The sequence below is a fragment of the Streptomyces sp. NPDC051561 genome, assembly GCF_044454195.1.
In the GTDB taxonomy this organism is placed as follows: Bacteria; Actinomycetota; Actinomycetes; order Streptomycetales; family Streptomycetaceae; genus Streptomyces.
Genome location: NZ_JBITDM010000045.1, coordinates 1 through 22,474, shown reverse-complemented (window position 1 = coordinate 22,474; position 22,474 = coordinate 1). Strand labels below are relative to the sequence as shown.

At 70.4% G+C, this 22,474-nt stretch carries 19 protein-coding genes and 1 pseudogene; 6 read left to right on the top strand and 14 right to left on the bottom strand.

The window, feature by feature from the left end:
- Positions 1-89: 89 nt before the first annotated feature.
- Positions 90-347: pseudogene (locus tag ACIA73_RS41015) on the bottom strand (acyl-CoA thioesterase); the annotation flags it as partial.
- A 106-nt stretch (positions 348-453) separates the two neighbouring features.
- On the opposite strand from ACIA73_RS41015, the gene ACIA73_RS41010 reads away from it, so the two are divergent.
- The gene (locus ACIA73_RS41010; protein ID WP_399444113.1) at positions 454-1,761 is read left to right on the top strand and encodes an LCP family protein; all 1,308 of its coding nucleotides are present in this window, start codon (positions 454-456) and stop codon (positions 1,759-1,761) included.
- 143 nt (positions 1,762-1,904) lie between these two features.
- Positions 1,905-3,044, top strand: coding sequence for a dipeptidase (locus ACIA73_RS41005; RefSeq protein ID WP_399444112.1), 1,140 nt, complete (start codon positions 1,905-1,907; stop codon positions 3,042-3,044).
- Between the two features lie 10 nt (positions 3,045-3,054).
- Here ACIA73_RS41005 and ACIA73_RS41000 read toward each other — a convergent pair whose 3' ends face one another.
- Positions 3,055-4,392: a UDP-glucose dehydrogenase family protein gene (locus tag ACIA73_RS41000; protein ID WP_399444111.1), complete on the bottom strand. Its 1,338-nt coding sequence runs from the start codon at positions 4,390-4,392 to the stop codon at positions 3,055-3,057.
- A 208-nt stretch (positions 4,393-4,600) separates the two neighbouring features.
- Between ACIA73_RS41000 and ACIA73_RS40995 the strand changes: the two genes are divergently transcribed.
- Complete coding sequence (locus ACIA73_RS40995) at positions 4,601-5,776, top strand: acyl-CoA dehydrogenase (RefSeq protein WP_399444110.1); 1,176 nt, start codon at positions 4,601-4,603, stop codon at positions 5,774-5,776.
- 76 nt (positions 5,777-5,852) lie between these two features.
- Here ACIA73_RS40995 and ACIA73_RS40990 read toward each other — a convergent pair whose 3' ends face one another.
- Genes ACIA73_RS40990 through ACIA73_RS40980 form a run of 3 tightly spaced genes read right to left on the bottom strand, consistent with a single transcriptional unit; the run spans position 5,853 to position 8,717 of the window.
- Complete coding sequence (locus ACIA73_RS40990; RefSeq protein ID WP_399444108.1) at positions 5,853-7,049, bottom strand: dipeptidase; 1,197 nt, start codon at positions 7,047-7,049, stop codon at positions 5,853-5,855.
- A gap of 5 nt (positions 7,050-7,054) precedes the next feature.
- On the bottom strand, positions 7,055-7,555 hold the full coding sequence (gene purE / locus ACIA73_RS40985) for a 5-(carboxyamino)imidazole ribonucleotide mutase (RefSeq protein ID WP_399444115.1): 501 nt from the start codon (positions 7,553-7,555) through the stop codon (positions 7,055-7,057).
- A 22-nt stretch (positions 7,556-7,577) separates the two neighbouring features.
- Positions 7,578-8,717, bottom strand: a complete 1,140-nt coding sequence (locus tag ACIA73_RS40980; protein ID WP_399444107.1) for a 5-(carboxyamino)imidazole ribonucleotide synthase — start codon at positions 8,715-8,717, stop codon at positions 7,578-7,580.
- A 185-nt stretch (positions 8,718-8,902) separates the two neighbouring features.
- On the opposite strand from ACIA73_RS40980, the gene ACIA73_RS40975 reads away from it, so the two are divergent.
- On the top strand, positions 8,903-9,487 hold the full coding sequence (locus tag ACIA73_RS40975; RefSeq protein WP_399444106.1) for a GtrA family protein: 585 nt from the start codon (positions 8,903-8,905) through the stop codon (positions 9,485-9,487).
- On the opposite strand, the gene ACIA73_RS40970 is transcribed toward ACIA73_RS40975, so the two are convergent.
- Together ACIA73_RS40970 and ACIA73_RS40965 are read right to left on the bottom strand one after the other, a co-directional pair.
- On the bottom strand, positions 9,480-10,757 hold the full coding sequence (locus ACIA73_RS40970; protein WP_399444105.1) for an ATP-binding protein: 1,278 nt from the start codon (positions 10,755-10,757) through the stop codon (positions 9,480-9,482). The genes ACIA73_RS40975 and ACIA73_RS40970 overlap by 8 nt on opposite strands.
- A gap of 223 nt (positions 10,758-10,980) precedes the next feature.
- Positions 10,981-11,658 carry a response regulator transcription factor gene (locus ACIA73_RS40965; RefSeq protein ID WP_399444104.1) on the bottom strand — a complete coding sequence of 226 codons (678 nt, stop codon included), beginning with the start codon at positions 11,656-11,658 and terminating at the stop codon, positions 10,981-10,983.
- Between the two features lie 469 nt (positions 11,659-12,127).
- Between ACIA73_RS40965 and ACIA73_RS40960 the strand changes: the two genes are divergently transcribed.
- On the top strand, positions 12,128-13,651 hold the full coding sequence (locus ACIA73_RS40960; RefSeq protein ID WP_399444103.1) for a peptide MFS transporter: 1,524 nt from the start codon (positions 12,128-12,130) through the stop codon (positions 13,649-13,651).
- Between the two features lie 115 nt (positions 13,652-13,766).
- Here ACIA73_RS40960 and ACIA73_RS40955 read toward each other — a convergent pair whose 3' ends face one another.
- The 6 genes from ACIA73_RS40955 to ACIA73_RS40930 form a co-directional block, all read right to left on the bottom strand.
- Positions 13,767-15,179, bottom strand: a complete 1,413-nt coding sequence (locus ACIA73_RS40955; protein WP_399444102.1) for a hypothetical protein — start codon at positions 15,177-15,179, stop codon at positions 13,767-13,769.
- A gap of 14 nt (positions 15,180-15,193) precedes the next feature.
- Positions 15,194-16,366 carry a hypothetical protein gene (locus ACIA73_RS40950; RefSeq protein WP_399444101.1) on the bottom strand — a complete coding sequence of 391 codons (1,173 nt, stop codon included), beginning with the start codon at positions 16,364-16,366 and terminating at the stop codon, positions 15,194-15,196.
- Entirely contained in the window at positions 16,356-17,249 is an 894-nt protein-coding gene (locus ACIA73_RS40945) for a hypothetical protein (RefSeq protein ID WP_399444100.1), read from the bottom strand. Before ACIA73_RS40945 ends, ACIA73_RS40950 begins: the two co-directional genes overlap by 11 nt.
- A 15-nt stretch (positions 17,250-17,264) precedes the next feature.
- A complete protein-coding gene (locus ACIA73_RS40940) occupies positions 17,265-17,993 on the bottom strand; it encodes an LPXTG cell wall anchor domain-containing protein (protein ID WP_399444098.1) in 729 nt (242 codons plus the stop codon).
- 285 nt (positions 17,994-18,278) lie between these two features.
- Complete coding sequence (locus ACIA73_RS40935) at positions 18,279-18,800, bottom strand: ATP-binding protein (RefSeq protein WP_399444114.1); 522 nt, start codon at positions 18,798-18,800, stop codon at positions 18,279-18,281.
- A gap of 534 nt (positions 18,801-19,334) precedes the next feature.
- On the bottom strand, positions 19,335-19,703 hold the full coding sequence (locus ACIA73_RS40930; protein WP_399444097.1) for an STAS domain-containing protein: 369 nt from the start codon (positions 19,701-19,703) through the stop codon (positions 19,335-19,337).
- 349 nt (positions 19,704-20,052) lie between these two features.
- Between ACIA73_RS40930 and ACIA73_RS40925 the strand changes: the two genes are divergently transcribed.
- Positions 20,053-21,006, top strand: a complete 954-nt coding sequence (locus tag ACIA73_RS40925) for an RNA polymerase sigma factor SigF (protein WP_399444096.1) — start codon at positions 20,053-20,055, stop codon at positions 21,004-21,006.
- Between the two features lie 126 nt (positions 21,007-21,132).
- Here the strand turns inward: ACIA73_RS40925 and hutI are convergent, their stop codons facing one another.
- Positions 21,133-22,305: an imidazolonepropionase gene (gene hutI, locus ACIA73_RS40920; protein WP_399444095.1), complete on the bottom strand. Its 1,173-nt coding sequence runs from the start codon at positions 22,303-22,305 to the stop codon at positions 21,133-21,135.
- Positions 22,306-22,474: the final 169 nt, after the last annotated feature.

The following is a 22,474-nucleotide window of genomic DNA, read 5'->3' as shown; positions in this document are numbered from 1 at the left end:
AGACAGCCCCACCACCCGCATCACGGGTAGCAGGACCGCCTCGCTATGGCGTTTCCGCTGGTCAGCCTGGTTTGTGCTTTAGGGGATCACACGTGGACCAGGTCACCGACCTGCACCGGCTCCAGGAACACCATCTCGTCCATGGACGCCGTGACCGCCGGTCCGCCCGAGTGCCGGCCCGCCACGGCGCCTGCGGCGTCATCGACCAGCTTCATGATCACGCCGCCGTGCACCGTGCCGAGAAGATTCGTTTCCGCAGCAGTCATGATGTGGCTGAGCGTGGTGCGGGACGCGGAGGTGGGCTTGCCCGGAATGGGATCTTCCGGAGCCTGGGCCTGATCTGTCATGACCTCTACTGTATGCGCGTGCACATTGCATCAGCTCTGCAACAGCCGGGACCCGATTTCCCTCCCGGTCTGTGAGCCACCCACCCTCACCCCGCACACTGAGTCAATGAGCGACTGGCCCAGTGCACGAAACAACGACCGCGACGACCGGTACGGCCGAGGCAGCGCAGGCGCGCAGCCCGAGGGCCCCCGGGTGATGCGGCATGTGCAGCGCGGCCAGACCCCGCGCCCCACCGCCCCGCCGCAGGGCGTGCCTCCGCAGCAGTCGCAGGGTTACGACGACGACTACCCGGTGTGGGACGGCGGCTCCCAGCAGGGCAGCGGCAGCCGTAACGACGGTTACAACACCGGCCAGGTCTACGGCGGCGGCGGAAACCGCCCCGGCGGCCCGAACGGACCCGGTGGTTCCGGCGGCCGCGGCCCGCGCCCCGCCCCGAACTGGGGACGCCGGATCAAGATCGGCGCGATCACCGTCGTCTCGGTCCTCGCCATCACCTCGGTCGCCACCTACTTCTGGGCCGACTCCAAGGTCCGCCGCGAGGTCGACCTCTCCAAGGTCATCGACCGGCCGGAGGAGGGCGACTGCACGACGTACCTCATCGTCGGCTCGGACAGCCGTGAGGGCATGACCGCCGAGGAGAAGAAGAAGCTGCACACAGGCTCCGCCGAGGGCAAGCGCACGGACTCGATGATGATCCTGGCGTCGTGCTCCAGCGGGAACACCATGGTGTCGCTGCCCCGTGACTCCGACGTCGAGATCCCGTCCTTCATCGGCTCGGACTCCGGCAAGCGGTACGCGAACACGCACCGCCGGCTGAAGCTGAACGCCGCGTACGCCGAGGACGGCCCCGAACTCCTCGTCCGCACCGTCGAGCACAACACCGGCCTGCGCATCGACCACTACGCCGAGATCGGCTTCGCCGGGTTCGCGGGCATCGTGGACGCGCTGGGCGGCGTCGAACTCGACATCCCCAAGGCGTTCAAGGACAAGAAGTCCGGCGCCGACTTCCAGGCCGGCAAGCAGACCCTCTCCGGCGAGCAGGCGCTGGCCTTCGTCCGCACCCGGTACGCCTTCGCGGGCTCCGACCTGGACCGCACGAAGAACCAGCAGAAGTTCCTGTCCGCGCTGGCCTCGCAGGCGGCCACCCCGGGCACCATCCTCAACCCCTTCTCCCTCTACCCGATGCTGGGCGCCGGTCTGGACACCCTCATCGTCGACAAGGACATGGGTCTCTTCGACCTGGGCGAGATGTTCTTCGCGATGAAGGGCGTCCAGGGCGGCGAGGGCAAGTCGCTGAACATGCCGATCTCCGGCACCCGGGGCAGCAACCTGGTCTGGGACAAGGAGAAGATGCGGCAGTTGGTGAAGCAGATCAAGAACGACGAGCCGGTGACGGTGACGTCGGAGCGGTGACGGATCTTGTACGGAGGAGGGGGCGGGCCGGTTCGTTACGGTCCGCCCCCTCCGTCGTACGCCCGAACGCTCCACCCACCGCGAACCCCCGGCGCTCCCGTGCCACGGTGGCCGTACTGCCGTCGCAGAACCGGAGCCCCGTCATGGCACTGCTACAGGACGACCCGCATGCTTCCCCGGCCGCAGGCCGGCTCCCCGAGGAGCCGCCCGCCGACCCGGCGACGAAGCCGGATCCTCCGGTTCCCGATACGGCCACCCCGACGAAGTCCCCCGCCGAGGGCACGCCCGAGTCCTTCCTCGCGCGGGCCCGCGCCCTGCTCGCCGCGCACCCGGTGGCCGACGGGTACAACGGGCTGGTCTGGGCCCTGCGTTCGGTCCCCTGGTCGGACATAGAGCTCGGTGAGAGCAGCCTCGACACGGACATCCCCCGGCTGCGGTCGGGCGGTGTGGGCGCCCAGTTCTGGTCGCTGCACACCGAGGGGCCCGACGCGGTCGCCGCCACCCTGGAGCAGATCGACCGGGTCCTCGCGCTGATCCGCGGCCACTCCGAGGGGCTGCGGCTGGCGCTGAGCGCGGGTGAGATCGGCGACGCCCATTCCTGCGGCCGGATCGCCTCGTTGCTCGGCCCGGCGGCGGCCCCCGCGATCGGCGACTCGCTGGGCGCGCTGCGGTCGCTGCATGCCCTGGGCGTACGGTGCCTGACCCTGACCGGCACCGACTGGGCGCCGCCCACCGGTCTGACCCGTTTCGGCCAGGAGGTCGTACGGGAGATGAACCGGACCGGTGTCCTGGCCGACCTCAGCGGCACCACTGCCGAGACCGCACGTGCCGTCCTCGCCGTGTCCAAGGCACCGGTGGCCTTCACCCGCTCCGGCGCGCACGCCGTCGGGGCTCACCCGGCCAACGTCTCCGACGACGTGCTCACCGCTCTTCGCGAGAACGCCGGACTGTGCATGGTGCCGCTCGACGCGGACCGCACCGGGCCCGCGCTGCGTGATGTCGCGGACCACCTCGACCACGTCCGCGCCCTGGCGGGGCCGGACTGCGTCGGCCTTTCCGGTACGTACGACACGGGTGCCGGGCATCCTGTCGGGCTGCCGGACGCGACGGGTTATCCGCTGCTGGTCGCGGAGCTGCTGGGGCGGGGGTGGGCCGAGGGGGACGTGGCGAAGCTGACTTGGGGAAACCTCCAGCGGGTACTGCGTGATGTCGAGTTCACGGCTCGGGCGGCGCAGCAGCGGCGGGGGGCTTCGACGGCGCGGGTGGAGGAGCTGGACGGGTAGGGGCGGAGGGTCAGGCCTTCGGGCGGCCCATGGCCCGGAAGGTCCAGCCGGCTTCGCGCCACTTCGTGGGGTCCAGGGCGTTGCGGCCGTCCAGGATGAGTGGGTGGGCGACCGCCTTGGCGAGTTCGGCCGGGTCCAGTTCGCGGAACTCGGTCCACTCGGTGAGGTGCAGGACCACGTCCGCGCCGCGCACCGCGTCCAGCGCGGTGTCCGCGTAGGCGAGGGTCGGGAAGACGCGGCGGGCGTTGGCCATGCCCTTGGGGTCGTACACGGTCACCTGACCGCCCTGGAGGTGGATCTGGCCTGCGACGTTCAGCGCGGGCGAGTCGCGTACGTCGTCGGAGTCGGGCTTGAAGGTGGCGCCGAGCACGGCGACCCGCTTGCCGAGGAAGCCGCCCTCGCCGAGCGCCTCGCGGGCCAGCTCGACCATGTGGCCGCGGCGGCGCATGTTGATGGAGTCGACCTCGCGGAGGAAGGTCAGCGCCTGGTCGGCGCCCAGCTCACCGGCCCTGGCCATGAACGCCCGGATGTCCTTGGGCAGGCAGCCGCCACCGAAGCCGATCCCGGCCCGCAGGAACTTCTTCCCGATCCGGTCGTCGTGCCCGATCGCCTCCGCCAGCTTCGCCACGTCGCCGTCGGCGGCCTCGCAGACCTCGGCCATGGCGTTGATGAACGAGATCTTCGTCGCCAGGAAGGAGTTCGCGGCGGTCTTCACCAGTTCCGCCGTCGGGAAGTCCGTCACCACGAACGGCGAGCCCTCCGAGAGGGGCGTCGCGTACACCTCGCGCAGGATCTTCTCCGCGCGCTCGCTCTCCACCCCGGCCACGATCCGGTCCGGGTGCAGGGTGTCCTGCACGGCGAAGCCCTCGCGCAGGAACTCCGGGTTCCAGGCCAGCTCGACGCCCTCCGGCGCCTGCTGTGCCAGCAGCTCCTTGAGCCGCGCGGCCGACCCGACCGGGACGGTCGACTTCCCGACCACCAGCGCGTCGCTCTTGAGATGCGGCGCGAGCGAGGTGAACGCGCTGTTCACATAGCTCATGTCGCAGGCGTACTCACCGTGCTTCTGCGGTGTGTTCGTACACACGAAGTGGACGTCGCCGAAGGCGCCCGCCTCCGCGTAGTCCATGGTGAACCGCAGCCGCCCGCTGGACCCCTCCAGCCCCTCCACATGCTTGTGCAGCAGCTCTTCGAGTCCCGGTTCGTACATCGGCACCCGCCCCGCCGACAGCATCTCGATCTTCTCGGGCACGACGTCGAGACCGAGCACCTCGAAGCCCAGCTCCGCCATGGCCGCGGCGTGGGTGGCGCCGAGGTAGCCGGTGCCGATCACGGTGATCCTGAGGGCCATGCGGTGCTCCTAGAGGTACGGGCGGGATGTACTGCATCGGCATACGCCAACGGCGCCCGAGCATATCCGGGTCCCTGTAAGGGGAGATTCAGCCCACCCGGCCGCTGTCGGCAAACTCACGTATCCCTGATCACCCCCCAACCCCTAAAATCGGGGACTATCGATCAGGTTACTTAACGGTAGTTAGCACCTTTGGGAGTGAGAGACCTTGGCAGGTTCGCCCGATTTCGACCTGTACCGCACGTCCGAAGAGCACGACATGCTCCGCGAAACGGTGCGCGCGCTGGCCGAGGCGAAGATCGCCCCGCACGCCGCCGAGGTGGACGAGAACGCCCGCTTCCCCAAGGAGGCCCTGGACGCGCTCATCGCCTCCGACCTCCAGGCCGTGCACGTCCCCGAGGCGTACGGCGGTGCGGGCGCCGACGCGCTCGCCACGGTCATCGTGATCGAAGAGGTCGCCCGCGTCTGCGCCTCCTCCTCCCTCATCCCGGCCGTCAACAAGCTCGGCTCCCTCCCGGTGATCCTCTCCGGCAGCGAGGAGCTGAAGAAGAAGTACCTCGCCCCCCTCGCCAAGGGCGACGCGATGTTCTCCTACTGCCTCTCCGAGCCCGACGCCGGCTCCGACGCCGCGGGCATGAAGACCCGCGCGGTCCGCGACGGCGACTTCTGGATCCTCAACGGCGTGAAGCGCTGGATCACCAACGCCGGTGAGTCCGAGTACTACACGGTGATGGCCGTCACCGACCCGGAGAAGCGCTCCAAGGGCATCTCCGCCTTCGTCGTCGAGAAGTCCGACGAGGGAGTCTCCTTCGGCGCCCCGGAGAAGAAGCTCGGCATCAAGGGCTCCCCCACCCGCGAGGTCTACCTCGACAACGTCCGCATCCCAGCCGACCGCATGATCGGCGAGGAGGGCACCGGCTTCGCCACCGCGATGAAGACCCTGGACCACACCCGCGTGACCATCGCGGCCCAGGCCGTCGGCATCGCCCAGGGCGCCCTCGACTACGCCAAGGGCTACGTCCAGGAGCGCAAGCAGTTCGGCAAGCCGATCGGCGACTTCCAGGGCGTCCAGTTCATGCTCGCCGACATGGCCATGAAGCTGGAGGCCGCCCGTCAGCTCACCTACTCCGCCGCCGCCCGCTCGGAGCGCGTCTCGGCCGGCGCCGACAAGGAGGACCTGACCTTCTTCGGGGCCGCCGCCAAGTGCTACGCCTCGGACGCCGCCATGGAGATCACCCTGGACGCCATCCAGCTCCTGGGCGGCTACGGCTACACGCGGGACTACCCGGTGGAGCGGATGATGCGCGACGCCAAGATCACCCAGCTGTACGAGGGAACGAACCAGATTCAGCGCATCGTCATGGCGCGGAACCTGCCGAAGTAGCCACTCCACCAGCACGGACACCAGCAGAGGGCGCCCCCCGCGGGGGGCGCCCTCTGCTGGTTGGCCGACGACTCGACTACGACTGGCCGTCGAGCTGTTCGAGGGTCGCGTTGGACGGGCCGCGGGTCGTTTGCAGCTCGCGGGCGACCGATTCGGCGTCGCGGAGGGTTCGGACCGCGTTCTGCCAGGTCAGTTTGGCCAGGTCCTGGGTGGACCAGTTGCGGGAGATGAGTTCGGCGATGAGGTTGGGGTAGCCCGCGACGTCTTCCAGGCCGGACGGGGTGAACGCCGTGCCGTCGTAGTCGCCGCCGATGCCGATGTGGTCGATGCCGGCGACCTCGCGCATGTGGTCGAGGTGGTCGGCGACGGTGGACGCCGTGGCCATGGGGCGCGGGTTGGCGGCTTCGAAGGCGTGCTGCACCTTCATGCCCCCGGCCGTGGTGTCGAGGTGGTGAAGGCCGTGGGCGCGCATGTTCTCGTCCGCGCGGAGCGTCCAGGAGACGGCTTCCGGGAGGATGAACTTGGGGACGAAGGTGGCCATCGCCACGCCGCCGTTGGCGGGGAGGGCGGCCAGGACGTCGTCCGGGATGTTGCGGGGGTGGTCGCAGACCGCGCGGGCGGAGGAGTGCGAGAAGACGACCGGTGCCTCGGTCGTCTCCAGGGCCGCGCGCATGGTGGAGGCGGCCACGTGGGAGAGGTCCACCAGCATGCCCACGCGGTTCATCTCGCGTACGACCTCGCGGCCGAAGGCCGTCAGGCCGCCGACGCCGGGCTCGTCCGTGGCCGAGTCCGCCCAGGCGATGTTGTCGTTGTGCGTGAGCGTCATGTAGCGGACGCCCAGGGTGTGCAGCGCGCGCAGCGTGGCCAGGGAGTTGTTGATGGAGTGGCCGCCCTCGGCGCCCATCAGGGAGGCGATGCGGCCGTCGCGACGGGCCGATTCCATGTCGTCGGCCGTGAGCGCGCGGACCAGGTGGCCGGGGTAGCGGGCAATCAGCTGGGCGACCACGTCGACCTGTTCGAGGGTGGCGCTGACCGCCTCGTCGCCGGTCATGTCCGTACGTACGTAGACCGACCAGAACTGGGCGCCGACGCAGCCCGCCTTCATCCGCGCCAGGTCCGTGTGCAGGTGCGCGGACTGGTCCGCGGCGATGTCGAGGCGGTCGAGGTCGTAGCGGACCTGCTCGCGCAGCGCCCAGGGGAGGTCGTTGTGGCCGTCGACGACGGGGAATTCGGCCAGGAGGGCGAGGGCCGCGTCCAGGTGGTTCGTGGTCATCGCGGTCACTTCCCGAAGCCGAAGGAGTCGGGGGCTCCCATGGCCTTGGTGCGCAGCCGCTTGCCCTTCTCGGTGGCCTGCGCGTTGAGGTCCTGCTGGAACTCCTGCATGCGGGTGAGGAGGGCGGGGTCGTGGGAGGCCAGGATCCGGGCGGCGAGGAGGCCCGCGTTGCGGGCGCCTGCGACGGAGACGGTCGCGACCGGGACACCGGCCGGCATCTGGACGATGGAGAGCAGGGAGTCCATGCCGTCGAGGTACTTCAGCGGGACGGGGACGCCGATCACGGGGAGCGGGGTCACCGAGGCGAGCATGCCGGGCAGGTGGGCGGCGCCGCCCGCGCCCGCGATGATCGCCTTGAGGCCCCGGCCGGCCGCTTCCTCGCCGTACGCGATCATCTCGTGCGGCATCCGGTGTGCGGAGACGACGTCGACCTCGTACGGGATCTCGAACTCGGCCAGTGCGGTGGCGGCGGCCTCCATGACGGGCCAGTCCGAGTCGGAGCCCATGACGATGCCGACCAGCGGTGCGTTACTCAACGATCGTTCCTCGGAGATAGCCGGCGGCGTGACGGGCGCGGTCCAGCACGTCGTCGAGGTCGTCGCCGTAGGTGTTGACGTGGCCGATCTTGCGTCCGGGCTTCACGTCCTTGCCGTACATGTGGATCTTCGCCTGCGGGTCGCGGGCCATGATGTGCAGGTACGGCTTGTACATGTCGGGGTAGTCGCCGCCCAGGACGTTGCACATGACCGTCCACGTCGCTCGCGGCCGGGGGTCGCCGAGCGGGAGGTCGAGGACGGCGCGGACGTGGTTGGCGAACTGCGAGGTGATCGCGCCGTCCTGGGTCCAGTGGCCGGAGTTGTGCGGGCGCATCGCGAGCTCGTTGACGAGGATGCGGCCGTCGCGGGTCTCGAAGAGTTCGACGGCGAGGTGGCCGACGACGTTCAGCTCGACGGCGATGCGGATGGCGAGCTGCTGGGCCTCGCCGGAGAGGGTTTCGGAGAGGTCGGGGGCGGGCGCGATGACGGTGTCGCAGACGCCGTCCACCTGCTGCGACTCCACGACGGGGTAAGCGACGGCCTGCCCGTGCGGGGAGCGCACGATGTTGGCGGCCAGCTCCCGGACGAAGTCGACCTTCTCCTCGGCGAGCACCGGCACCCCGGCGCGGAACGGCGCGTGCGCGTCCTGCTCGGAGCGGACGAACCAGACGCCCTTGCCGTCGTAGCCGCCGCGCACCGTTTTGAGGATGACCGGATAGCCGTCCCCCTCCTCGGCGAACGCGGTCACGTCCGCCGGGTCGCTCACGATGCGGTGCCGGGGGCACGGCGCCCCGATCTCGGTGAGCTTCGCGCGCATCACCCCCTTGTCGTGGGCGTGCACCAGCGCGTCGGGCCCGGGGCGGACGGGAACGCCGTCCGCTTCCAGGGCCCGCAGGTGCTCGGTGGGGACGTGCTCGTGATCGAAGGTGATCACGTCGCAGCCGCGCGCGAAGGCGCGCAGGGTCTCCAGGTCGCGATAGTCGCCGATGACGACGTCGCTGACCACCTGGGCCGCCGAGTCCTGAGGGGTGTCACTGAGGAGCTTGAACCTGATGCCGAGGGGGATGCCCGCCTCGTGGGTCATACGGGCGAGCTGACCGCCACCGACCATGCCGACTACCGGAAACGTCACCCGGACAGGGTATCCGTACACACGCACCACCCCGGACGAGCGGTGCTTCGTACGAACGCACAGGGACCACACAGTGACGAGACCCGTTCCACAAGCGGAGGGAGCCGGTCTCCCCGTTCGGCCCGGGGGGTGGCCGTTAGCATGGCTGGGTTGACGGCATCAACCGAACGGGGTCGACGGACATCATGAGCGAGCCTGGCGGAACGGCGCTGCGGACCCGGTTGGAGCAGCTCGCGCGCGAGGTCGCCAAGTTCGGGGCGGTGGGCGGGCTCGGCCTGCTGGTCAATATCGCCGCGTCCAATCTGCTGTGGCAGACCACCGATATCCCGGTGGTACGGGCAGGCCTGATCGCCACCGTGATCGCGATCCTCTTCAACTACGTCGGCTTCCGCTACTTCACCTACCGCGACCGCGACAAGAGCGGCCGGGCCAGGGAGCTGACGCTGTTCCTGCTGTTCAGCGCGGTCGGCGCGGTCATCGAGACCGGGCTGCTGTACGTGGCGACGTACGGCTTCGGCTGGAACACCCCGTTGCAGAACAACTTCTTCAAGGTCTTCGGGATCGGGGTCGCGACCCTGTTCCGCTTCTGGTCCTACCGGACGTGGGTGTTCCGGACGCTCCCCGAAGAGGCGCTGCCGGCCGAGGACGCGGTGGAGCAGACCCAAGCCCTGGACGGTGTGGAAGCCCCGGACTCGGCGGGGGCCGGGACCGTGCAGGCTCCGATGGCTGCTGACGTACAGCCCGAGCCCGTCCCCAGCCGCCTCACCTGATCGTCTTGCCGTTGCTTTCCGCGTCTCCCCTGCTGTCCGGCACCACCGTGCTGAGAAAGAGGGCGAAGACGGCGGGCTTCTGCTGGAGGAGTTCCAGGCGGCCGCCGTCGGCCTCGGCGAGGTCGCGGGCGACGGCGAGGCCGATGCCGGTGGAGTTGCGGCCACTGATGGTGCGCTCGAAGATGCGGGCGCCGAGGTCGACGGGGACGCCGGGGCCCTCGTCGGTGACCTCGATGACTGCCTGGTTGCCGGTGGTGCGGGAGCGCAGGGCGACGGTGCCGCCGCCGTGCATCAGGGAGTTCTCGATGAGCGCGGCGAGGACCTGGGCGACGGCGCCGGGGGTGCCGACGGCCCGCAGGTCCTTCTTTCCGGACTGGACGATGGCCCGCCCGGCACTGCGGTAGGCGGGACGCCACTCCTCGATCTGCTGCTTGAGCACCTCGTCCAGGTCGAAGGCGACGGCCGAGCCGGTGCGCGGGTCACGGGAGTTGGTGAGCAGGCGCTCCACCACATCGGTCAGCCGCTCGACCTGGGTGAGGGCGATGGTCGCCTCCTCCTTCACCGTCGCGAGCTCGTCGGTGAGGGTGATCTCCTCCAGCCGCATGGAGAGTGCGGTGAGGGGGGTGCGGAGCTGGTGGGAGGCGTCGGCGGCGAGGCGTCGTTCGGCGGTGAGCATCCGGCCGATGCGTTCGGCGGAGGAGTCGAGGACGTCGGCGACGCGGTCCAGCTCGGGGACGCCGTAGCGCTTGTGGCGGGGGCGGGGGTCGCCGGAGCCGAGGCGTTCGGCGGTCTCGGCGAGGTCGGTGAGGGGGGAGGCGAGGCGGTTGGCCTGCCGTACGGCGAGGAGCACTGCCGCTACGACGGCGAGCAGGGCCACCGCGCCGATGATCAGCAGGGTGCGGCCGACCTCGCGGGTGACGGTCGAGCGGGACTCCTGGACGGTGACGGTCTCGCCGCGGTCGCCGGTGGCCCTGCCCTCGATGACGCCGTCGGTGGGTCGGGTGCCGATCTCGATGGGGGCCTGGCCGGGGATGTCGATACGGGCGTACCGGTGGCCGCCGATCTGTTTGACCAGGACTTCCCGGTTGACCGTGCTGTCGCCGAGCAGTCGGCCCTCGATGATGCTCACCATGCGCAGGGCCTCGGAGTCGACGGACTCCTGGGCGCTGTTGCTGATGGTGCGGGTCTCGACGATGACGAGGGAGACGCCGAAGACGGCGATGACGACGAGGACCACGGCGAGGGTGGAGTTGATCAGGCGGCGGCGCATGGGTCCAGAATGCCGTGCCCTGGGGCGGGCGGCGGTACGGGGGCGCGGGGCGGGGTGCTGTTACGGGGGTGGGGTTACGGCGTTGGGGTGGGCCGGGGGTGGGAGGGGTGCGACTCCGTCGGGGGCCGCCCCCTTGCCCGCCCGTTCCGCCCCCGGGGGCGGCCCCGCCGCCCAAGCGGGCTACCAGGAGCGAAGGGCGGGCGGGGCACAGGGAGGAGGGGGGTCAGCTTTTTTCGAAGCGGAAGCCCACGCCTCGGACTGTGGCGATGTAGCGGGGGTTGGCGGCGTCGTCGCCGAGCTTCTTGCGGAGCCAGGAGATGTGCATGTCGAGGGTCTTGGTGGAGGACCACCAGGTGGTGTCCCAGACCTCGCGCATCAGCTGGTCGCGGGTGACGACCCGGCCCGCGTCCCGGACGAGAACGCGCAGCAGGTCGAACTCCTTCGCGGTGAGCTGGAGTTCCTCCTCGCCCATCCAGGCACGGTGCGACTCGACGTCGATCCGCACGCCGTGGGTGGAGGGGGCGGGGACCGGCTCGGAGGAGCCGCGCCGCAGCAGGGCCCGGACCCGGGCGAGCAGTTCGGCCAGCCGGAAGGGCTTGGTCACGTAGTCGTCGGCGCCGGCATCGAGCCCGACGACGGTGTCCACCTCGTCGGCGCGCGCGGTGAGCACCAGGATCGGCACGGTGTGGCCGTCGGCGCGCAGCCGCCTGGCGACCTCCAGGCCGTCCATGCCGGGAAGTCCCAGGTCGAGCACGACGAGGTCGATGCCTCCCTGGAGTCCGGCGTCCAGGGCGGTCGGTCCGTCCTCGCGGACCTCGACCTCGTAGCCCTCCCGACGCAGTGCGCGGGCCAGTGGCTCCGAAATGGATGCGTCGTCCTCGGCGAGCAGTACACGGGTCATGGGGGGAATGTTAGTCGGCGTGGCGGGCACCCCGGGCGTGATCAACAAGTCGGGCGGAGCGCCTGTGAGTTAACCGCCCAATCCTGGGGAGGACCTTTGAATGTGGTGCATCAGTTCCATCGACACCTGTGATCCATCTCTCAAGTCCTTCCATATGCCGCACTGTCGTGTCGTAAGGTAGCGAGCACGTAAGTTGCGGTACTCGGGGGCCTTTGGCAGGAATTACTGCTGAAGGTCTCTTTTTCTGTGCGGACCGGTCATCACGCATCACCGGTCCTGACAGCAGTGACTGAACGAAGCAGTGCCTGAACGAAGCAGTGAATGACCTATGGGCCGGGCCCCGCGCGCGACGATGCGTTCCGCGGGGCGTGGATCCTGGTGCGGTTCCCCGCACCGGTGCCGGCCGCCCCCCACCGGGCGCGTACCCCGTGTTCCACGCGGACGCGTCCCGAGCAAGCAAGGATCGACCATGGCGTCCAGCCTGACGAAGGACACCCCCGGGGCCCCCACCGCCGGGGACAAGGCCTTCTTCGGCCACCCCCGCGGCCTGGCCACACTCTTCATGACCGAGATGTGGGAGCGGTTCTCCTACTACGGCATGCGTGCACTTCTGGTGCTCTACCTGGTCTCCGGCGGCGCTGATGCCGCGACCGGCAGCCAGGGCGGCGGCCTCGGGATGACGCTGGCCACGGCCACCGCCATCTACTCCGTCTACGTCGCGATGGTCTACCTCATGGCCATGCCGGGCGGCTGGTTCGGCGACCGGGTCTGGGGTGCTCGCAAGACCGTCACCATCGCCGCCGTGGTGATCATGGCCGGTCACCTCTGCCTGGCACTGCCCGGTCAGATCGCGTTCTTCGCGGGTCTGGTCCTGGTGGCCGTCGGCTCCGGTCTGCTGAAGGCCAACATCTCGACGATGGTCGGCCACCTCTACAACGGTCCCGAGGACCCGCGTCGTGACGGCGGCTTCACGCTCTTCTACATCGGCATCAACCTTGGTGCGTTCGTCGCACCGTTCGTGGTCGGTACGGTCGGCGAGACGGTCAACTGGCACTTCGGCTTCGCCCTCGCCGCAGTCGGCATGGGCCTGGGTCTGCTCCAGTTCCTGCTCGGTGGCAAGAGCATGAGCCCGAAGTCCAACCTCGTCCCGAACCCGCTGAGCGCCGACGAGCGCAAGGGCCTCCTGCTGAAGGCCGGTGGCATCACGGCCGTCGTCGTGATCTTCTACGCGGTCATCGTCTCCATCGGTGTCTTCACGCTGAACTGGGCGCTGGTCCCGATCACCCTGGCCGGCCTGATCATCCCGATCGCCGTGCTGACCAGGATCAAGCGCGACAAGGACCTGTCAGCTCCCGAGCAGTCCAAGATGAGCGCCTACATCTGGTTCTTCGTCGCGGCTGCGGTCTTCTGGATGATCTACGACCAGGGTGGCTCGACGCTCTCCCTGTTCGCCTCCAGCAAGACCGAGTCGACCGTCTTCGGCTTCGGCTTCCCCGCCACCTGGTACCAGTCGCTGAACCCGCTGTACGTGATGGCGCTGGCTCCGGTCTTCGCCTGGCTGTGGCTGTGGCTGGCGCGCAAGAACCAGGAGCCGAACACCATCGTGAAGTTCGCGATGGGCATCGTCCTGGTCGGCGCCTCGTTCTTCGTGTTCATCGTCCCGATGAACATGGCGAGCGGCGGCGACAAGGTCTCCCCGATGTGGCTGGTCTCGATCTACATGATCCAGACCATCGGTGAGCTGTGCCTCTCCCCGGTCGGCCTTTCGGTCACCACGAAGATGGCGCCGCAGAAGTACGCCTCGCAGATGATGGGTGTCTGGTTCCTCGCCGTCACGGCGGGCGACTGCATCACCGGTCTGCTCTCGCTGGGTGGTGCGAACCTGAACGGGCTCGGCATCATCGCCGCCGAAGCCTCGCTGGCGGTCGTCGCGGGGCTCGCGGTCTTCATGTACCGCAAGAAGGTCCAGTCGATGATGGGCGAGATCCACTGATCCCGTTACCGCTTTTCGGCTGAACGGCCAAGGGCCCGCCGCACCGATTCGGTGCGGCGGGCCCTTGGCCGTTCCAGCAGGCGCCTCTGGTGCGCCGGTGAGTACGGCGCCCGCTCTAGCGGGACCCGCCCCTCAGCCGCCGCCACGGGGTGAAGGTGAAGACCGCGCCGCCGAGCAGGATGACCGTGCCCGCGACCAGCCCGAGGGCCCGGAGGGCGTCGTTGTCCTCCGCGCCGGTGTCGGCGAGGTCGCCGCCTGCCGCGCCGCCGGAGCCGGTGTCGCCGCCCGCCGAGCCGCTCGCGGAGCCCGCACCACCGGAACCGTTGCCTCCGCTCGCGCCGCCCGGCTGGGCGGCCGTGTCGAGTTCGAGGGAGACCGGCGCCGCGCCCTTGACGGTGCAGGGGATGGCGATCTTCTGGCCGCCGAGGGTGACGTCGATGGTGAGGGTGCCGGGGGCGAGGGTGGCCTTGCCGCTGGCGCCGGGCTTGTAGGTGCCGGTCATGTCGGGGAGGTCGACGGGCTTGCCCTGCTCCAGGGGTTCCTTGTTGCCGGGGCCCGCGACATTGGCGGAGCCCTTGTCGGCGCCCCCGAGGGTGAGCTGCATGGAGGGCTTGAGGGCGCCCGCCGGAAGGGCTGCCGGGCTGTTCATGACGCCCTTGGCGGTGGTGACGGTGAGGTCGTAGCTGCCGCCGTTCTTCTTGGCACCAACGGTGATCTTGGTCTTGATGCTCGCCGGGCCCGGGGACTTGCAGGCGTACTCGACCGCGACCTCCTTGCCGGGGAAGTCGGTCTTGCCGCCGTCGTCGCCACCGGTGGTCCCGCCGCCGGGGTCGGTGCCGCCCGAGGAGGTGGTTCCGCCGGAGGAAGTGGTTCCGCCCGTGGTCGTCGTACCGCCGGCAGTCGTACCGCCGGCAGTCGTACCTCCGGCAGTCGTGCCACCCGCCGTGGTGCCGCCGGCCGTGGTGCCGCCCGCCGTCGTCCCGCCGGTCGTTCCGCCACCACCCGCCGTGACCTTGATCGTCGCGGCGGCCTTCACCTCCTCCTTGGGGGTGCACTTGGTGTCGGTGGACAGCGGCTTGCTGACGTTGATGTTGTAGGCGCCGGGGGTGAGCGTGATGTCGCCCGCCTTCTCCAGCTTGAGCTTGGCCTTCATGTCGGGCAGCGGCATGGGGCTGTTCTTGGGGACCGGCGGGTTCTGCCGGGGGCCCTCCATCTTCAGCTCGCCACTCGCCGCGCCGCCGATCTTGAGGGTGCCGGTCGGTTTGACGGTGTCCTTGTCGAGGTCGAGGACGTCCGGGTTCTTGGAGGCGGCCTCGACCGTCTTCCAGACCACCTCGATCTCGTCGCCGACCTTCGCGGTGGCGGGCGCGGTCACCGACACTTTGGTGGTGCCCTGGACCGCGGGGAGGCCGGAGATGGGCGGGGGAATGCACTCCGTCTTGTAGGCGACCTCGGCGGCCTGCGCGGGCGTGGCGCCCAGCAGGACTCCCGCACCTGTGAGCATCAGCGCGATCCCTGCCGCGCCCATCCTCCGTTGGGTATTCACGAACTGCCTCTCGACGTAGGGGGGTTGGTCTTCTCGTGCGGTTTCGGTGCGGAAACCTGTGCGTGCGTGGGGGCGTGCGTCGGGGTGTGAGCGGGGCCGTGCGCGGGCCCCGGGGTGCTGTCCGGGGTAAACCACGGCAGCGCGGCGGTGGCGGCCGTGGTTGTGGTTGTGGGGGGATCGTCGGCGGACTTCGGGGGTTCTTCCCGGCGTACGGTGCGGTGGCGGGCCGCCTGCCGGGGCGCACGGGCGGGTCCGGTGGGCGCCGAGCGCCTGCGTATCCCCGCGGCAGCCCCCGGCCGCAGCCGTTCCACCACCGCCATCCCGATCCGGAACAGCCCCGCCGGGACCACGATCCCCACCAGCACCCAGAACAGGACCACGCCCCAGGGCCGGTCCACCCCCCATGGCTGGGCGGCGAGCACCTTGTTCCCGTACTTCACCGAGACCAGGTAATCCCCGTGCGCCCCCGCAGGAAGCTGCACGTCCAGTGCGACCTCGGCCTGTTTCCCGGGGGCGAGGGTGCCGCGCCACTGGCGTTCCTCCCAGGTGGGGGCGAACACCCCGTGCGAGGTGCCCACTTGGAAGACGGGGTCCTTGACGGGCGCCGAGCCGGGGTTGCCGAATTCGAGGACGATACGGCGTGACTGGGGCGACCCGAACCAGGTCAGCAGCGAGCCCGAGCCTTCGAGCCGCACCGTGCGGTCGGTGACCGCGAGCAGCCCCGCGTTCGGGGCGGGCTTCGGGAGCGGCGCGACCGGATGCCCAGCCACCTTGAACTCGGCGTCGGTGGAAGCCTGTCGGCCGGTCACGGTCGCGACATGGATGACGCACGGGCACGGCTTGGGCGGCTCCGCGACCGCGAGTCTGCGGCTGAAGGCCCCCTTGGAGTCGGTGGTGACGGCGCGGCCGTCGGCGTTGGCGCAGGAGTTGGTGCCGCCGAGTACGCCGGTGGCGGGCGAGGACTCGCCGCAGATCAGCAGCATCAGCAGGGCGCCCGGCCGCCATCCGCTGCCTTTGACGGTGATGTCACCACCCTTGCCGGCCTCCGCCTTGGAGAGGGTGACGACAGGCTTCTCCGCCTGCACGGCCCCCGCGGGTGACACCCCGCCGACTCCCAGCACCAGCAGCCCGGTCGCCGCCACGAACCCCAGCAAGCGCCTAACCCACATCCGGTTCACCCTCCTCGCCACCCCTCCTGCGTCGTACGGCCCACAGCACCCCGCCCGCGCCCGCCACCAGCACCACCGCTCCCCCGCCGAGTACCGGCCCCCACGGCACGAAGGCCGCCGCGGCGGCGGCCTCCTCGTGGATGCCGCCACCGGCGGTGACCGTGAGCCGGGCATCGGCCCGGTCCAGCACCGGCGGGTCGGTCCAGGGTTCGGTGAGTTCGGCCCGGCGTCCGGGGGCCAGTGGCCGTACCGAATGTGCCGTGCGGCGCAGCAGTTCGCCGAAGACTCCGTCGGCGCGGACGGTGACGCGCGGGGTGAGCGTCGTATTGCCGCGGTTGACCAGCGCGTACCGGATGCCGTCGCCGTCGATCCGGACGTCCTCGACCGACAGGGCGGACAACGTCGGTCCGCTGACCCGGAGTTGGACCGGGGTGCGCTGTTCCCTGCCGTCCGCCGTCGAGGCGACGATCATCCCGGGGTGGTCGCCCGGCTGGGCGCCCGCCGGGACGGTCACCGTGAACGGCACGTCCGCCCTGGTGCGCGCCGGCACCTTCACCTCGGCCGCCGCCAGCGCGATCCAGGCCCCTTCCGTGTCCTCGGTACGCAGTTGCACGGTGCGCACCTCACGGCCGGGGTTGGTGACGGACAGCTTGTCGGTGAAGACGGTGCCGGGGGCGCCCTGGAGGTAGAAGTACGGGCGCAGGTCCCCGGCGGGCGGGGCCTCCCCCGCCCGGACGGACTGGGGAGGCCGGCGCGGGGTGCCGCTGCCGGAGGCCGGGCCCGCCGTCCAGGCGTCCTCGGCCGAGGCGGCGGGGGCGGGTCCGGCGGCGTACAGCAGCAGGCATCCCAGCAGGGCCGCCGCGGAGCGGAGTCGCACGCGCATCGACTGCGGACCGGGTCAGAGCCCGGACCGCTGGCCCTGTGCGGCGCGCTGATTGCGCCGGGTCAGCCAGAGCACTCCGGCGGCGCCGGAGAGCAGAACGGTGCCGCCGAGGGTGCCGAGGGCGGTGGCGGAGTCCAGCGGCCCGGTCTTCGGGAGCTCGCCGCTGCCGGCGGGTCCGCTCTGCGACGTACCGCCGGAAGCATCCGGGGAACCGCCGCTGCCGCCGCCGGAACCGCCCGTGCCCTTCGCGTCCAGCTCCAGGGAGGGCTTGGGGCTGTTGGAGGGGGTGCAGGTGGTGGTCGTGCCCATGGCCTTGATGGTGAGGATGGAGGCGGTGAAGGTGACCTTGCCGCTCTTCTTCGGGGTGTAGGTGCCCGACAGGTCACTGATCTTGATGGGGGTGTTGGCGGGTACCGCCTCGGAGTTGGTGGGCCCCGCGACCGCGACCGTGCCGCTGTCCGCGCCGCCGAGCTTGATGACCGCACTCGGCTTCATCGCGCCCTTGCCGAGTTCGATGGGGCTGGAGGAGACACCCTTCTGGAACGTCATGGTGAGGGTGTAGCCGCTGCCGCTCCTGACCGCCTTGATGTCGATCGGGGAGACCGCGCCCTTGTTCCCGATCGGGGTCTTGCACTGGTAGTTGACGTCCACCACGTCGGCGTGGGCGGCGGGGGCGGCGATCAGCACCACCGAGCCCGCAACCGCCGCCGCCAGTGCGAGAGTTGTCCGCTTCTGGTACGACACCTTTTTGATCCCCTCGTACGCCGGAGCGCCGCCGGGGCAACCGGGCCGGGGAGCGGCCAAGTTACTGACGGCGCATCAGATTTGGCGTCAAGGTACGCCGGGGACCTTGGGAGGGGAAGACAAAGAGCACGCCGTATCGACGTGCTCTCCAACAACAGTGTTAACGCTCAACCGCCTGACGGGTGCGGGACGTTGCTCCGCGGCGAACCGTCACGGCCCCGGGCGGGCCCACACCGGGTCCGGGTGGGCGGGCCCTCTTGACACTCGGGCGGGAGCCTCGAACTCCTAGGCGGGTGCGGCGAGTTCCGCCCACACCGCCTTGCCACTGCCTTCCCGGCCGTCTTCCTCGGTCCGGGCGACACCCCAGTCCAGGCAGAGCCGCTGCACGATGAACATGCCGTGTCCGCCGGGGCGGCCCGCCCGGTGCGGGGTGCGCGGCGCGGGCTCCCCGCCGCTGCGGTCGGTGACCTCCAGGCGCAGCACTTTGCCGTCGCAGGCCACCCGCAGGCTCTCGGGCCCCTCGGCGTGCAGACAGGCGTTGGTGACCAGTTCGGAGACGACCAGCAGTACGTCCTCGGCGGCCGCGCGCCGGTCGGCGGTGGAAGCCGGGAGCCAGCCCCAGTCGTACAGCGCCTGCCGGGTGAAGTCACGGGCGAGCGGGACGATGCCGCTCGCGTCGTTCAGCGCGAGGGTACGCACCTGTCCCGCGGCCTCGGCGGCGGCGAGGGCGACGTTCCCGGCGGCGGCGCCTTCGCCGGCGGCCTCTCCCACCGAAAGACCGGAGCCCGCGGGCAGATCGGCACCCACCGAAAGACCGGAGCCCGCAGGCAGGTCAGCACCCACCGAAAGACCGGAGCCCGCAGAGGGCCCGGAGCCGGCGGAGCGGCCCGAGCCCGAGGAGGGACCGGAGCCCGTCGAGGCCCCGGCGGTCACGACACTCCCCGAGACCCCGAGGGCCCGGGGTACTTCGGCGTCGGAGGCTTCACCCACCGGAACTCCACGGCTTTCACTGCTCTCACGGCCTTCAGGAACGGCAGTCTCCCCCACGGAGGGCGCACCGTCGGCCATGGCCGGAGCGGCACCTGTCAGGGGGACGGCGGCGGGCACGGACACGGGCGCTCCGGGGGCGGGGCCGGCGGCGCTGCCGTCCGGCTCAGGGCCGAGGTCGCCCGGCGGGTGCTGCCGGGTGGTACTCATCAGCGCTTCACCTCACCGATTCACCAGGTCGTCGTTTGCAGGGTCTTTGGTTCCTCCTGCCCGACCGAACCGTGAGAACACCCACTAATCGATACGGACCCGCGCGCATACGTGCGCGCTGAAGCCCACCAGGAGGGAGGGGGTTCAGTCGCGCAGCGCCTCACCGAGCGAGTCGTGGACGGTGAAGACCGCCTCCGCCCCGGTGATCTCGAATACGCGCGCCACTACGGGCTGCATGCCCACCAGATGCACCTCGCCACCGGCTGCTTCCGCCTTCAGGCGGGCGCCGAGCAGCACGTTCAGTCCGGTGGAGTCACAGAATTCCAGCAGCGAGCAGTCGATCACGAGGCGTGACCGTCCGTCGTCGAGCGCCTGCTCCAGGGGCTCCCTGAGCAGCTCGGCCGTGTGGTGATCCAGCTCACCCGCCGGCGTCACGATCTCGTTGCGGCCCTCGGTCCGCACTTCGACCTGAAGCCGGCCCCGGTTCGCGCTGCCGACCGTCCCGCGGTCCATGCCCGTCCCTTTTCGCCGTCGTGGTTCTGCATACATATGCACTGTGCTGCGCCGTCGCCGGTCACCCGGCCACCGCCCCACCCGCACCTTAAGGCCGCGTCAAGGCTGTGAGGAATGCCCCCGACAGCAGGAGAACACTACGCCTTCTTCACACGCACGGGTAGTCGAACAACGTCCTGAACTGGCCTTATTCGGACATAACGCACTTGCACCTGCCTGCCGCGAGCGGGTAGGGCTAGTAGAGACAGATCCGACCACCGCCCGCCACGACCGGCTTTGGAGGCGCCGCTTCACCGCAGGAACACGTATCGGCATCGGCAGCCATATGCCGAGAACGATGGAGGAGACCATGTCACCCCGGCTCGACGAGACGCGTACCCATTCCAAACAGGTCGCAACGTCGACTACCCCGCCCGAGCAGATCGAGACCGGAAACCCGGGGCTCGTACCTCAGCAGAGGTCCGCGCCGCGCCAGGAGTCGACGGAGAGGCCCGCGAGCCTCACCGACCTCCCGGTGATTCCGCCCTACGACGAGGTGGGAGCGCTGGATGCCAGGGCCCTGTCGAAGACGCTCTTCGGGCGTCTCGAATCCCTCGAAGAGGGCACCCACGAGCACGCGTACGTCCGCAACACCCTGGTCGAGCTGAACCTGGCCCTGGTCAAGTTCGCCGCCTCCCGGTTCCGCACCCGCAGCGAACCGATGGAGGACATCATCCAGGTCGGCACCATCGGCCTGATCAAGGCCATCGACCGCTTCGAGCTCAGCCGGGGCGTCGAATTCCCCACCTTCGCGATGCCGACCATCATCGGCGAGATCAAGCGCTTCTTCCGCGACACGTCGTGGTCGGTGCGCGTCCCGCGCCGCCTCCAGGAACTCCGCCTGGACCTGGCGAAGGCCGGAGACGAGCTGGCCCAGCAGCTGGACCGCTCCCCGACCGTCGCGGAGCTCGCGGAGCGCCTGGACATCAGCAAGGAAGAAGTCGTCGAGGGCATGGCGGCGAGCAACGCGTACACCGCGAGCTCGCTGGACGCCCAGCCGGAGGAGGACGACTCCGAGGGCGCGCTGGCCGACCGCATCGGCTACGAGGACCACGGCATCGAGGGCATCGAGTACGTCGAGTCCCTGAAGCCCCTGATCGCCTCTCTCCCGACCCGCGACCGGCAGATCCTGTCCCTCCGCTTCGTCGCGAACATGACGCAGTCGGAGATCGGTGAGGAGCTCGGCATCTCCCAGATGCACGTCTCGCGCCTCCTCTCCCGCACGCTGGTCAAGCTCCGCAAGGGACTGACCGTCGAGGAGTGAGATCCTCTCCCGCGTGACGTGACGTGACGCGGCACGAGGTGACGTGAGCTGTACGTGAAGGGCTGCCCCAGGCCGTATCCGGGGCAGCCCTTCACTGTGTTGTACGTCGTCCGCCTACCCAGGACTTCACGCCGCACGCACGCCACTTCGCCAGACTTCCCGCACCAGCGGAACACCCGGCCGGTAGGCGAGGTGCACATGGCTGGGCGCGTCGAGCAGCGCGAGGTCCGCCCTCGCCCCGACCGCGATACGTCCGATGTCCGTACGCCGCAGGGCCTGCGCGCCGCCCGCGGTGGCCGCCCAGATCGCCTCGTCCGGGGTCATCCCCATGTCCCTGACGGCGAGCGCGATACAGAACGGCATCGAAGAGGTGAACGAGGACCCCGGGTTGCAGTCCGTCGACAGCGCGACGGTCGCACCGGCGTCCAACAGCCGCCGTGCGTCCGGCCATTGGGCCCGCGTCGAGAACTCCGCCCCGGGCAGCAGGGTGGCGACGGTGCCGCTGTTCGCCAGCGCGTCCACGTCCGCGTCGGTCAGGTGCGTGCAGTGGTCGGCGCTCGCCGCGTCCACCTCCACCGCGAGCTGGACGCCGGGTCCGTAGGACAGCTGGTTCGCGTGGATCCGCGGGTGCAGCCCCTTCGCCCTGCCCGCGTTGAGGATCGCCCGGGCCTGGTCCCCGTCGAACGCGCCCCTCTCGCAGAACACGTCGATCCAGCGGGCGTACGGGGCGCACGCCTCCAGCATCTCGCCGGTGACGAGGTCCACGTATCCGGCGGGGTCGTCCGCGTAGTCCGGCGAGACGATGTGCGCTCCGAGGTAGGTCACCTCGTCGGTCTGCGCTGCGGCGATGCGCAGCGCCCTCGCCTCGTCGTGGACGGTAAGCCCGTACCCGGACTTGGTCTCCAGCGTGGTGGTCCCCTGGGCGAGTGCCTCGGCGAGGTACCGCGCCACGTTCGCAGCGAGCTGCTCGTCGCTCGCGGCCCGGGTCGCGGCGACGGTGGTCCTGATCCCTCCGGCCTTGTACGGCTGCCCGGACATCCGGGCGTTGAACTCGGCGGTGCGGTCGCCGCCGAACACGAGGTGCGAGTGGGAGTCGACGAAGCCGGGGACGGCGGACCGGCCCCGGGCGTCGTGGACGGTGTCGGCCTCGGGTGCCCGGTCCGCCCGCCCGACCCAGGCGACCCTGTCCCCGTCGATGACGACCGCCGCGTCCTCGATCAGGCCGAGGGGGCTGCCGTCCCCGAGGGAGGGGTCATTGGTGACGAGGGAGGCGAGGTGGGTGAGGAGGGTGGTGGGCATGGAGGCTCCTGGGAAGGGGTGGGTGGGACGTGGGGGGGGGGGGGGGGGGGGGGGGGGGGGGGGGGGGGGGGGGGGCCCCCCCCCCCCCCCCCCCCCCCCCCCCCCCCCCCCCCCCCCCCCCCCCCCCCCCCCCCCCCCCCCCCCCCCCCCCCCCCCCCCCCCCCCCCCC